This is a genomic window from Pseudomonas sp. ASL7 (assembly GCF_056680375.1).
Genome location: NZ_CM155279.1, coordinates 1,382,126 through 1,396,186 on the forward strand (window position 1 = coordinate 1,382,126; position 14,061 = coordinate 1,396,186).

General features: G+C 54.0%; 5 protein-coding genes and 1 pseudogene. All 6 read left to right on the top strand.

Features of this window, described 5'->3' with window-relative positions:
- The first annotated feature begins 298 nt into the window (after nucleotides 1-298).
- The gene (locus tag AC1MDT_RS06395) at nucleotides 299-6,394 is read left to right on the top strand and encodes an NACHT domain-containing protein (RefSeq protein WP_480421225.1); all 6,096 of its coding nucleotides are present in this window, start codon (nucleotides 299-301) and stop codon (nucleotides 6,392-6,394) included.
- A gap of 97 nt (nucleotides 6,395-6,491) precedes the next feature.
- Nucleotides 6,492-7,012 (top strand): annotated as a pseudogene (locus AC1MDT_RS06400) (transposase); the annotation flags it as partial.
- Between the two features lie 116 nt (nucleotides 7,013-7,128).
- On the top strand, nucleotides 7,129-7,887 hold the full coding sequence (locus AC1MDT_RS06405) for a DUF2971 domain-containing protein (protein ID WP_480421226.1): 759 nt from the start codon (nucleotides 7,129-7,131) through the stop codon (nucleotides 7,885-7,887).
- A 1,193-nt stretch (nucleotides 7,888-9,080) separates the two neighbouring features.
- Nucleotides 9,081-10,838, top strand: coding sequence for an SIR2 family protein (locus tag AC1MDT_RS06410; RefSeq protein WP_480421227.1), 1,758 nt, complete (start codon nucleotides 9,081-9,083; stop codon nucleotides 10,836-10,838).
- Nucleotides 10,835-11,470, top strand: a complete 636-nt coding sequence (locus AC1MDT_RS06415) for a hypothetical protein (RefSeq protein WP_480421228.1) — start codon at nucleotides 10,835-10,837, stop codon at nucleotides 11,468-11,470. Before AC1MDT_RS06410 ends, AC1MDT_RS06415 begins: the two co-directional genes overlap by 4 nt.
- Complete coding sequence (locus AC1MDT_RS06420) at nucleotides 11,467-13,899, top strand: AAA family ATPase (protein WP_480421229.1); 2,433 nt, start codon at nucleotides 11,467-11,469, stop codon at nucleotides 13,897-13,899. The genes AC1MDT_RS06415 and AC1MDT_RS06420 overlap by 4 nt, the downstream gene beginning before the upstream one ends.
- Nucleotides 13,900-14,061 lie beyond the last annotated feature (162 nt).

Sequence of the window (14,061 nt, forward strand, 5' to 3'; positions counted from 1 at the left end):
CGGTCAACTGGCAGTCAGATCCGGACTCCCCCAGTTTTTATTTAGCGGTTCTATGAGGCTGGTCACCCCGGACCGCTGGTTGTTCTCCAGCAATCGCATCTCGCACGTGCCCTCTACGATTCGAGTGCGAATTTCCGTGGTGCAAAACTACCTGCAGTCACTGTTGATCGCCCTCAGAGGGCGCGCGCCATCGTTGCTAAAAGCATTTTGCAAAGAGAAACTAGAAAGCCATCATTCGATTAATATGTGTCGCGAGTGAAGGAGGGTCCTGACGAAGGCTTTAGAAGGAGCGGGAATTTTGATTACGACACACATGGGCTCCTTGAGCGCCGCTCATAGGGGCTATGCCTACCAAGATTTGGTTACCGCATACTTACTGGTTCGAGCACTTGTTCACCAGCATGAAGCGGTCATCGTGGATCGTAAAACTGTCGAAGACGACCGCTTCGACGATCTTGAGGTGACGGCCAATGGAACCAGAATCCGGCGCCAGCTAAAATCCAGCCTGAACCCCGACGTCGCACTGAAGCTTCAAGATTTCACAGGCCATGCCTCCTCTCTTCGATTTGACCGCTTGGTTCAGACGTTCACCCATGCAGGCATGGACGCAGCTGACGAGTACAGGCTCTGCGCGACCTGGCAGGCCCCTGTTATAGCCGACGCCATGTCCGCTTTATTTGAAGTGTCAGATGCCGCTGGCACGTTCGCAGGGTTTACTACAAAGCGATATCGCATCGATTCAGCTCGAATATGGCCAGATGCCGAAGGCCCCAAACTCTCGGTACTCTGCCCCTCCAAGGAGGGCCCAGCACCGCTTACCCGAGATCAGGTTGTCGCTTTTTGCGAGCGCTTTGTCATTGAACTTGCTTTGCCCTCAGCAACGCTTGATCTTGATAGCCCCGGCCCGTTAGAGGATTTACTGCTCGACTTGTTGAAGAAGGATGTTGGAATAGGGCGATACCCCAACGCCGAAAGACGGCCTGAGGATGTTGCAGCGTTAGCTATTCACATCGCCACCAACGCGCGCATTCAAGGCGAGAGACTGACTCCTGGGGACGTAGCAAGTCGTTTGATGCTGCGCACAGATTTCGGGCGAGTACTTCAACAGTTCCCGATTGATAATTCTGTGCTACAGCCGCGACCGCACGTTCGCGACAATCTGGCTGAAACGGTGCTGCAGGGCGGCGTTCATTTGATCCTTGCTGGCCCAGGATCAGGTAAATCTTGGGAGTTGACGCAGCTTGCCGATTTTTTGCGAAATCGCGGTGTTGTTGTAGCGCAGCACTATTGTTTCCTTGCCCCTGGAGACGGTTTGGCAGAGAAGCGGGTTAGCACCAACATCCTGTTTGCAAATCTTCTGGGGGACATCCAGGACTGGTTGAGTGAGCAAGAGAGCGTATCTGCTCGGCAAACCTTCGCGGCAGGAGCTGATGTCCTTGAAGAAAGCCTGCAGCAGGTCGTTGAAAGCGGTTCCCGAGTCGTCATTATTGTCGACGGTCTGGATCACATTGCGCGAGTACGCAGCACCTCTCAAAGCCTAAATGACAATGAAACGGATATCGTGGAGCGCTTATCTACACTTGCTTTACCCGAAGGTGTATCGCTTGTCATTGGCTCTCAACCTGGCGAACATCTTGATCCTCTCCGAGATCGTTTCAAGGACTCACTGCACCAGCACACCCTTCAAGCGTGGCAACGCGAAGAAATAATTTCTCTGTGTGACAAGCACGGCGTTTCACAAGCATTTGAAGACGTCGCCATTTGCGACCAAGGTGAACGAGACGAGTTACTCACCTTACTGGCGTCGAAGGCCCAAGGAAATCCACTCTACACCCGCTATTTGTCGGTTGGCCTCGTTGAGGGGTTAAAGAGCGGGCGCATTCAAGCGCCTCATGAATGGCTATCGTCAGCGCCAGCCTTGGACGGTGACATTACCCGTTACTACCAACACTTGAACCTGACCGCCAGCCGCAACACCATCCCCGTGGCTAATATCCTAGGTGTTCTTGATTTCTCGGTGACGGAGGCAGAGCTGCAAGAAATTGTCGGGAGCTTGATGCAAGACTATGTTCCCGAAGCGCTGGCCATGCTTTCCCCCATCCTTTCCCGCGCCACAGGTCAAGGCGGTGTGCGGATATTTCATGAGAGCTTCAGACGCTTCATTCTTGACGAGTTACAAGCCGCAGGCAAAAGCGTTCGCAATATCCTGAATCCGGTCATCGCCTGGCTAGAATCCAAGGACTTTTTTCAGGACGCTCGCTCATACCGCTTTTTGCTTCCCTCTTTGCGCCGGGTGGGGCGGGACGATGAGATTCTGGAGCGGGTCTCTGCCACCTTTGCGCGTGACAGTCTCGTTCATGGACACTCTCGAACGTCTATTGAGGACGGCGTCTCGCTTGCAGCGGACATTGCGGCAAGCAGCGGAAACTGGCCAGTGCTGCTCAGGTGCTCTGAGATCTTCCGTTCACTCGACATGTGCTTTGATGAAGGTACAAATCGCTGGCATCCGTATTGGATCACCTACCAGGCGCTACATGGGCCGCACGCTCTCGCACAACGCATGCTTTTCGATGGGGAACCAACTCTGGATGCGACTCAAGGACTGCTCGCGTGTGAGGCGGTCGAGGCCCAAGGCGCAGTAGCACCTTGGGCGGAATACCTTGAGTTGTGGTTTGACGGCCACCGCAGCAGTCACTCTGATCACTTCGATCCTGAGGCTGATCTGTATGAGGAGGAGAAGGTTTACCTGGCGTCGCTGCGTGGACAACTGCGCTTAGGGTATACGTTTGGTGTCGCCCGAGAGGTTTGTGATCAGTTGTATTTCGAGGAAGAACTCAAATTCATCTTCGTACGTAGGCTTTCGAGCATGCTCTCTCACGAGCTACCTATGTCTTCCGTTGAACGTCTCGCTGGGCGAGTGCGCGTTCAACCTGATCAGCGATTCGGCTTAAACGATGAGCGCGCGTGTGCGACTTGGTTGGGGCTGTCAGACGTTGCATGGGAGGCGAGCAACCTTGTGGCAGCAGCAGATTACGCCAGCAACGCGCTGCGTCACGCCAGAGGGGTAGAGCAGGCTGTCTGGTGTCTTGAGCGAGGCGCTTCAGTTGGAAATGGCCAGCCATTTTTGGTCGAGCCAGATACGCTCGACATCGCTCTGGGCGACGATGGCCACCTACACAGCGCCCAGCCAGTGCGTGACTGGGTCGCATCCACACGTCTACATGCCTTAACTGGCAACTCACAAACCCTGGACGCAGAGCGGCATCGTGTTCAAGGAGAGGGCTGGTACCGTTGCTGGCTACGTTTCGTGATAGCAAGCGCAGAAGCTGAAGCGGCGACCACCCAAAACAGGCCATACGACTCTAATGCCGTTTTTGCACAGTTGCTCGGGGATCTTCGTCCCTTCGTGGGATCTCCTCGGGCATGCGACCTCTATCTAATCCATTCAGTTATAGCCGATAGCCTCGCCCGAGCACTGAGTCTCCCTAGAACGCTGGAGGAATGGGAATACGCCATTTCTTCCATATCCGAGGCTCGTCTGGGTATTGCGACCCAGATGGACAGGGAAGACGGCGGGGCTATTTCGGCCAACACTTTTTTTTCGATACTGATTCCCTACGCTAAACATGAATCAGCGTCGCAGTTGGTGGTCGACGCTTTAGATCGTGAACTCGTGGCGGAGGAGATAGACGGCGGTACTTACTACAGCAACCATGCCGAGTTTTCCATGCGGGTGGCACAGGCGTTAGCAGTTGCAGGGCAACCTGAGGCGGCGGCCAGTTATTGGCGGCACTCTTGTGGGTTTCTACTGGGGTACGGGTTTCACAAAGACACCTCTCTATTTGACCTGATCGAGAGTGTGAGCGCCTTGAAGAGTGGGTCTTCCACCGCAGCGCTTGATGGCTTAATCAAGTTACAGCCGCTCGTGCGGGCAGTAAGGAACCATACCGACGGCAGAGAGACAAAGCATGCGCCGAATGCCTGGTTCAGTGCGCTCATGGCTGTTGACCCGGTACGCGGTGTTCGGCTTTTAGCGTCGACGTTGGCACGTGAGCGTGGGGGTGAGTCCTGGGTCACGCTCGCCGCGCTGACCAGCGCATTGACGAAGGTTGCCGAAACGGCAGATCCGCTCTTGCTCGATGGGGTTTGGGGCTCAATCTTGTTCGTGGTTGACCACGATGGTGCCGGCAGTAAGCTTGTCATGGAGCGGCTCAGACCGCTCGAACGGCTTATCCCGAGCAACCTGTCCTACGTCCAGGATCGATTCACACAACTATGTGCAGAAGTGTTAGATGACGCTACGGGGTATCGGATCGATGCCGTTGAGCGACTTCTTACATTTGCATCAGAGCATGCGCTTACAACTCCAGCAGCCCTGCGTGATTACCGTCATCCCACGCAGATAGTTCGCAGTGAAAGCAGATCCCGTGAAAACGACACCACAGGTGAGGAGCTTCGTCCCGCCTTTCCTCAAACGCGTACCTATACGGATGTGCTGTCTACGCTTCGCAGGCTAGGTGAAGCGAAAATCTCGGATTCCGAGATCGACGGGGTAGTGACACTACCTCTGGCTTATATCATCAGCGAAATGGTCGATGCAGGCGATGAATTAGCAGCCCAACGACTGATCCACTTTTATGTGCACGATACGGATTACTGGTTTCGGGATCGTTACCAGGCCATCAAAGGCCTGGCTGACGCGCTTGATAACGCCGGTCATGTACAATTGGCCGCCATCACGTACGTGCTTGCGTATAGCTGTGCAAAAGGCGGCGGTGGCTGGCATAACGTCGGCGGCCGTAAGCACGCAGCTTCGGTAGGCAGAGCGCTTGAGCTTGATCCTGCGCAAGCCCGGCAGGTGCTAGCAGACGAGACGGCCCGTAAGCTGCGGTCTGGCAATGTTCATGGTGTGACGCAACGTCTGGTTGAGCATCTTGCCGAATGGGAGGCTCCAGGCATCGCAACACAGGCTTGGGCGGAGGCATTCGATGTGATGGAGCTTCGTTTGCCGCTGCCGGGACGCTACCTTGGGTTTGAAGATCTTGAGCCGGGGGGCTGCGACTGGTCAGTGGACGAGGCCTTGATCAACCTGCTCCTGAATCGCCTGGGCAATCCGGTCTTGCCACGCAAAGGGCTGGTCTTGAGTGCCATAGCACGTCTGCTGCGTGATCGTACTCATCTATTCGCGCGTCCTTTGAGCCACTGGCTACTGGCTGATACATCAGTGTCCTCGCTGCATCTAGTGCTTCGCGTGTTGCTTGAGTCTCCAGTCGATCTTTCACACCTGATTGCCGATGTCACACCCGAGCTTACGCTGTGTGCCGAGTCCGACTCATGGGCAGTGGCGAGCATGGCGCAACTACTTCTTGCCAGGATAGATGTGACAGTTGCAGACCGAACTGATCCGACGATGTCGTCCACACCGGTCGTTCGTCAACAGTTACGGATGATCGCGGCACTTGAGCAGCTTGAAGTGATGGAATTTCTGGCGCAGTTCTGGCCTGACCTCCCGTACATCATCGAGGGACGTCTGAATAACATCGTGTGGCGTGATTCTATTCCAGGTCGCCGGCGATGGGAGCTCAGTGTCGGTCGTGATGGCAATACCCGTCTTCCAGCCCAAGTCTTGCTATGGCAAATGGAACTCTATCTATCCATTCTTGACTCCATGCTCGTTAGCCTTCCGCATCCCGTAGGGCTGCCCGAAGGCTTCGAATCAGAGTTGGTCGAGGAGATGCTCCGCTACATCCTGCCAAATATTCCGGCGCACTTGATGGCTGTCGCCAGCAGGACGCCGCGCCCTAAATGGGAAGCCAGCGCACGCAATGGTCTTAACCCGATCGTCACAGTTGCCGACGATGATCCGGAGTACAGTGGTTGGATTCGACTTGGCTTCTATGAGGAGGAGCATCCTCAAAACTCACGTATAAAATCGGATCGGCAGCGAATGATTATTCGTATGGGCGGGATTGTCGCAGTGCATCCTGATGAAGATATCCCGCCCGATGCGTGCCCTTTCAACGAAGGGTATGTTGAGGACTGGTTGATCAGTGCGGGCAGTCCAGATGAGCTAATGGACGAGCGTAGTCTTTGGTTAGTAAACCGGGTCCCGATTGATGACTGGTTGGGAAGGACTTCATTACTGGTCCCTCCGGCAAGTCTTCAAATGCTCGCTGATCTGCGACATTGCGGATACGCAGGCTCTATGAGATGGGTGGATACCGCCGGAAACCTTGCGGTGGTTCAACGTACGTGGCGAGTGCGGAGCGATCAGATTTCAGTTGAGGACTCGTACTGCGTAGAGGGGTGTGACGTACTGATGCGACCGGATCTACTACCTACGCTACACCTAGCGTATGGGCCTTGGTTAACGGAGTTGAGTCAGGTCATGTGACCTTTGTCGTGAGTGGCAGCAAACGACCCAGAGTGTTTAAAAACACCTTTGCGAACACTTGCTATGATTTCTGAGGATTTCATCGCAGGGATCGCCCATGAAGCGCTTTATCCAAGGTGAACATCGAGGGCAAGGCACCTTACTTCCCGAGAGCCTCGACGACTACGTCAGCGATACCAATCCGGTGCGCGTAGTCGACGTCTTTGTCGACGAACTCAACCTGGTCAATCTGGGTTTTGAAGGTCCATTCCAGCCGATACTGGCCGGCCTGCTTACCATCCCGCGATCTTGCTGAAGATCTACATCTATGGCTATCTCAACCGCATCCAGTCGAGCCGACGTTTGGATCGAGAAGCCCAACGCAACGTCGAGCTGATGTGGTTGACCGGGCGGTTGATGCCGGACTTCAAGACCATCGCCAACTTCCGAAAAGACAACAGCAAGGCCATCCGAGGCGTCTGTCGGCAGTTCGTTGTGCTGTGTCAGCAATTGGGACTGTTCGGAGACCACCTGGTCGCCATCGATGGCAGCAAATTCAAGGCCGTCAACAACCGCGACCACAATTTCACCAGCGCCAAACTGAAGCGGCGAATGGAAGAAATTGAATCGAGCATCAGCCCCTGATTCCCAAGGCTACAAAACGGCCTGCTCACTATACCGGTGGGACAAGTGAGCGTAACCCAGATGTGATAACGTCTCGTGCCTCAGCAAACCGCGTAGACAAAGGAGTTCGTGTGGATAGGGATTGGGTAAAAGATCTGATTGAGAATTTTTCTTCGGCCACGATCGGTGACATGGACATCCCGAAGCTAATCAACGACAAGCACCTGAACACGCCCAATCGACTGTTCAAAATCAGAGCCTGCGGCGAGTTTGCGCTGAAGAACCTGGCTGAGAAAACCCTCTATCTGGGCGTAGCCAATGAATTCAACGATCCCTACGACACGGCATTCTGGGTTGACTACCGGAAGCTCGCTGCTTGGGAAAAACTCGATGAACTTGGCTTTAGCGATGATCAAGTCGCCACTGCGCTTGAATCCGAGGATCCGATCTCAGCTGTAGTAGCATTGGTTTCGGCTCAAGAGCCCCCAATCATGAACGTTGCTCACTGGCTCCATGAAGTCGGAGTCTTAGCGCCAAATCACCAGGCCGGGCAGCTCCCATGGCTAATTGACCAGCTCAAAAGCAGCTACAAAATCTGCAGCTTGAGCGAGCGTGTGGATTCGGTGTTGATGTGGAGCCACTATGGCTACAACCACACTGGCTTTGCCATGGAATACGACTTCACAGGGCTTCATCGGAATCAGCTTCCGACCCCTCACGCTATGGCCCGTCGCATACACAAATCAACTGTTCGACGTCACGCACATTCTCAGAGCCCAACGCCGGGAGAAAAACTACAACGAGCTTTATGGAATTGCCGCCTCGTTGTGCAAGGCTGTCGATTGGCAGTACGAGCGAGAGTGGCGTTTAGTGGTTCCAGACGACGATAGTGAGGTCAAAGGCTTCAATGTTGCTGCGCCCCTGAAGGCCGTTCATCTTGGGGCTAGAATCTCGGATTCTCATGCGCTCGAGATCTTGAGGATATGCGGTGAAATCGACATCCCGGTCTACAAGGTCACGCTTGCGCCTAACGAGTACCGGATGATCTCGGAGCCTACTAACCTGGACGATTGGTGTTCCTATCGTTGAAGGAGAGGTGCCAACGTACCTGGTAGACACCATCGTCCCTAGTTTCTAAATTTTGAAGGGGGCTGTGCGAGACCCTTACGCATCATTTCACGGGAAATCACAATCAGGGGACTTGCATGGACGTGAAGTGGGAACCGTTGGTTTTAAAAAAAAAACACTGGGCTAGATTCCCTTCGGGGCTACCTGACAGAAGAAGGGAAGCTGTTTGTGGAGAACACGCCGGACGCTAACCTCGTAGGCTTTATGCCTGGTGCATGGCGTCCGACGGCCGAAGCTGTGAAAAATCCTGAGAATGCCCTTATCGTCGCGGGCCCACAGCCGTTTGTGGGGGAATGGCTGTGTGAGGGTCGGGACAATGAGCACGCAGACGCATACACCTATCCGTCATTCATTTTCTACCGAAAATGATGATGGCGGACTAAGTCCTAGCCTCCGACCTGTTGTCTGGGGAAGCCAAGTCCCAGATTCGGTCAAGTAAACCCATCATGAGTGTTCCCAAGAACGACCGCGAAAGCCAATTACATGGGCGGCGAGCTGGGATTGCTGCGGGTTTGAAGGGGAGGGATAGCAAGAGCTTCACGAGCCGCTACACCACACTGCTTGTGAAACTCGATCGGGATTTACGGTTCTAGTCCGAGCGCTTGCCTCATTCGGATGATCGCCATATCCGCCTCGCCGTTGGGCAGCGTCTCCGCTCGATACGGGACGTCTAAGGCTGACATATAGCAGGGCGTGGTTCGGCTCCAGCGTTGGCACCACTACGTGCCAGATCGAGCACCACTATTTTTACACGCCCTTGTGCGAACGCCTGGCAACGCTCTTCAAGCATCTTCGACATTTCCTCCGCAGAGGATGGACGACGCGAAAGAACACGAATACGCCGGTAGTCAAGGAGGAACTGCAAAAACTCTCTATATCAATGCTCTCTGAGATGGCTATATTGTCCATGTCCGAAAGTAATACGACGATGTCATAACAGGGAGAAGTGGTAGACATGGCTCCAGCTCCAACGGCTAATGACATTGCGGTGCGTGAGGTGCTTGAGAAACTCGAGTCCGATTTCGCTCCGGCTGCCAGCGCGGTCGCGAATGGCGAATTTGCGCTATGGGTAGGCTCAGGGATTTCAAGGCAAGCTCCAAACCTCGGTAACCTCATAGAACGAGCATTCGATTATATTCGAGAGAGGGCAGTTGCAGTTGAGACTGCCGCTGCGTACTTGCCCGCACTTGAAGAAGCCCTCGGGCTTGCTGAGATAGAGCCCGCGACAGTTCAGGCGCAGTACGTACAACCGCTCGCGTCTTGGCCAGAGCATGACAGCATCATTGACCGGCTCTGGAACAAGTACGCGCGTGTTCTTGACATTCGTATCGTGGGAACGAACGCTGATTTTATCCTGTGGGATGCGATCAATATCAGGCTGGCCTTCCAAGATCCCGCGCCGCCTGCCGCCGAACATCTTTGTATTGGGATCCTAATTCTAGAGGGGGCAGTACAGTCGGTCGCCTCGGCGAATTGGGACGGATTTATAGAGGCGGCGGTCGATCGTTTGAGCAACCGTGTTCCTGGTGTGCTGCAGGTGGTCGTTGACCCCGACCAGCTTAGGGGGCCTGCCGGGCGGGCACGATTGCTGAAGTTTCATGGCTGCATTGTGCATGCTTCGCGTGAGCCATTAGTTTTTCGCCGATTCTTAACCGGAAGCTACACCCAGATAATGGATTGGCCGGAGAAGCCTGAGTTCTTAGCTATGTGCAATGCTGTAGTCGGGCTTGCAACAGCTCAAAAAACGCTCGTGCTCGGACTATCGATCCAAGACAACAATCTCCAGACTCTTTTCGCGCGAGCCAAGGCGGCGCATGCTTGGCCTTGGCCGTGTGCACCGGCTGCTCCAGCGCATATCTTCTGTGAGGATAAGATCCAGCAGGGACAGCGAGATGTGTTACGCCTCTCTTATGGTGAGGCATACAACGAAAATGCCGCTGCCATTCATGAAGCTACGCTGCTGCGCGCCTGGGGTGAAAAGGTATTAATCGCGCTTGTTCTTAAGGTCCTCGGCGATAAGATCACTGCATTAATGCAGCTTGCTCTTACCGAAATCGGTAAAGGCCTGGTTGCAAGCGAACTCGAGCCTTTCCTGAAGTCGTTACGAGATAACATGGCAGAACTTGCTGTTCCCACTCCTGGGGATTGGAACCGAACTGACGTTGTAAACCAAGCTGTCAGGCAATGGTCCCGTATGCTCTCTTTGTTTCGAAGTGGCCGCCTACCTTCAAACGCGGACGCTTACGAGACGCTAAGCAACTCAACTCTCAACCTCATCGCCACTGACCAGAACGCCAAAGCTATGGGTTTGGGACGTCTTGGGGTCGCCTTGTCGCTGTTGCAATGTGGGCGAGAAACGGGGCTTTGGGATATTTATAAACCCGCGGATGAAGATCTGAAGTCAGGGGCAATATCTGCGTGCGCATTACGTCCTGACGGAATAAATCGACCAATTTTTGTCGTGAAGTCGGCCACTGAGGCGATTGCTTTAAAAATGAACGGTGGATTCGCCGACAACAATGCAATCATCCTACATGCTGACGATGCCTGGTATCAGATGGGCGGGAACGGAGGGAGTGCGAGACGCGTCCGTGCTGCTCCGGGACGAACCGGACGCATTGGCGAAACGCATGTCAGCCTCGGTAATCTACTCGCGAACTGTGGTGATGCCGCGACATTACAGCAGGAGTTTGTTAAGGAGATGATGCTGTGAGTGTTGCACCTATCATACATGCGATTCAGGAGCGACTTCACGGCGCTGATTACACTGACTTGACGATCCCTTTCAAGGTTGCTGGTGTGGAGTTCGCGTTCACCGCTGCGATGCGTGGCCACGATGGTAGGGCGCTAGATCTAGTGCTAGTGGTCGACACAACAACGGGGGAGAACGGGGACCGCGAAGGCGCAAGTGTCAAACAACGTGTCGAAGCGTTAAGTCGCGCGCTCGACGTAACCGGCTCACGTTATGTGGTAACGGTAGTCCTTGCAGGTGCAGTGCTGGTGGAGGGGATTGAGGCTCTGTCTGAAATCTGCCGTGTACTGCATGTCGAAGGAGTCTCACTTGATGATCAAGGGAGGCCGACAGGCGAGGCTGCGCAACGCCAGTTGGACGATTGTATACGTGTGCTACTACCGCTTACGCTTCCTGCTCCGATAGGACAATCCCCAACTGGTAATGGCCCTGCCTTAGAACAGCTTATTCTTGCGCTTTCCGCAAACACTAATAGCGAACTGATAGATGCTGTTATCGCCGCATCAACAGACGGAGAACAAGCGGTGATCGATACCATTTCACAGGTGATCAGCGGTGCCTTCCAATCCGATCTGGGAGCGAAGCAGTCTTGAGCGATTTCATTCTTAAAAGCCTCGACATCAACAATTTCCGAAGCATCCGCGGAAAGATTCATGCACCGCTTGACGCCAAGGTTGTGCTTATCCATGGTGAAAACGGTGCGGGAAAGACGAGCATTCTTTCAGCTATCGAGCTCGCCCTGACAGGGAAGGTTCATTCGCTGGAGCGTGCTGATCCCAGCTATGAGAAGCAACTACTTCATCGATCAGCTTCTGAGGGCAGTGTTCTGTTGTGGGCCCTCAGCGGAATTTCAGAACAAAGTTTCAACGCTACTCTCAATGTAACCGGTGCGCAGTCCATCAACGCGCTTGACAATATGCGTGCGACATTCTTCCGTGAGCGGGCATTCCTACCGCAGGCTCTGCTTGGTCAGTTGCTTCAGATCTATCAAGAAGCGGGGCACGATGCGACATCCCCCCTAGCTCAATTTGTAGCCAAACTTCTAGGACTGGATCGCCTTGACGCGCTCGAAGCTGGGCTAAAGCCGCTTGCAGATGTGCGCAACGTCCGCAAAAGTGTGGAAGGCTGGCTTACTGCGGAAAATGAAAAATTACGCCTAGATCGCCTGCTCACCGAACAACGCAAGGCACACTCAGTTTTAGACGAGCAAGTTCAAACCGTGGCTGATGAGCTTGCAATCCTCTGTGCGGAGTTGGAATTATCCGTGGAGGTGCGGGAAGAAACACTCGATGAAGTTACCACTAGCCTTTCAGATGACAAAGACGCGGATGCTTTTTCACTGCTGACGGACCAGCAACGAAAACTAGCTTCCATTCGGCGTGAAATTGAGGGGGCGCAGGCTGCAACCGGAACCACCGTGGACCTCATTACTATTGGCGCGGATGAAGCCAGTGAGGAGTTTTCGCATTGGGAAGCGACATATGGAGATCAAGTCAAATCTCTACGCAGTCGTGTCGAAGAGGTGTTATCAAATATTTCGCTTCCAAGCGACCCGGAGCAATTCGCAGAAACGGCACTGGTGCGATTAGGCACTGAGCAGCAGCATGTTTCTGAACGTGTTACTCAAGCACGGACTGATATTGCAGGGCGCGCGAAAGCGCAAGATGAACGTGATGTGGCTCTGCGCCAGAGGAACACGATAGATGAAGAAGTCGTTCTTTTATCCAGTAGTGCTGGCAGTCTGGCGGCGGCACTTTCGGAGCTGACATCATTTATTGCTGATGATACGTGTCCAGTTTGCGATCGAAATTTCACCGAAACGGGCTTGGCTCCGTTAAGCGAACATGTCCATGACAAGGTTCGAAGTTTATCTGCATCGGCAGAGCGATTACTGACACTCGGACGTGCGCGCAGTGAAATGCAAGTCGCCATTGAACGACTGGAGCGAGACATTGAGACGATTGCGGCGCGCAGTCCTGAAGAGAGTGACCTAGCTAACCTTGACCGGCGGCTAGCTGTTATCAATGTTCTGATCAGCGAACTCAAGAGTATTTTCGACGCATTGCAGTTGGGTGGAAAATTACGCGCGGCCGATGTCGCCGCGCGTCGTTCAGTGAGCGACGCCCAGATCCGCGATGTTTCTCTAGTCGCAGCGCACGACATTTTGAATGATTTTGCGCTTTCAATTCGCGCACCTGAGTTAGGTGAAGGAGAGTCCTTCGAGGCCGGAGCGACTAGGTTGGAATCGCTTTTGGCTACCCAGGCGGCGCGATTTGAAAAGCGTCTTTCATTGCGGCGAAAGGCTGCCGATTTAATCGCTACGATTCGCGCCGCGATTAGGCAACGATTAGAAGTGGATGCAAGGATTTCTGCCGATGACGAATCTTGGAAATCCGCTAACGTTGCCCTCGAGCGGGCGCAAGTCCTACGCGAGCAGGGCAACACGATCCGTAGTGCCGTTGATAAGGTGCGTTCCGCAATTATTCGTCGGGAATTCAATGATCGGCTCAACCTTGTGTGGCGCGATCTCTTTGTACGCTTGGCGCCAGGCGAACCATTTGTACCGGCATTTCGCATTCCAGAATCATCCACTCAGAGGCTACAGCCTAAATTAATTACTGAGCATAGAGATGGCGGCGAAGCCGGTGGGACACCAGGTGCAATGCTGAGCGCAGGTAATCTTAATACCGGAGCCCTCTCGTTGTTTATCGCCTTGCATCTATCAGTCCCGCGTGATCTACCGTGCCTCATTCTCGATGACCCGGTGCAATCGATGGACGACGTGCATATCGCCCACTTCGCGGCACTTCTGAAGACCTTGTCAAAGGAACATGGTCGGCAGGTTGTAATAGCTGTCCATGACCGCCAACTCTTCGAGTACCTCAAACTAGAGCTCAGTCCTGCATTCCCCGAGGATAGCCTCCTGACACTTGAGCTATCACGAGGTCCTCGTCGAGATAGCGTGTGCATCTCGGAGCGGTTCTCGTTCAAGCAAGAGACTGCGCTTCATGCTGTCGGTTAATTCTCGATCTCTCAAAGAGGTGCTGACGCGCCTCCCAACGCAATGTGCGAGTGAGATTGCGAAGGTGACCTGCCTGCTATTTTTTGTGGACGATTAGGTGATCTGAACCTGCTGAAGAGAAAGCGCTAGCCATATGATTAGCAGTCATGAAGTGCCTATCTC

Excerpts from the sequence above, each read along its gene's own strand:
- AC1MDT_RS06410 (WP_480421227.1), top strand. The coding sequence starts at position 9,081 with ATGGCTCCAGCTCCAACGGCTAATGACATTGCGGTGCGTGAGGTGCTT.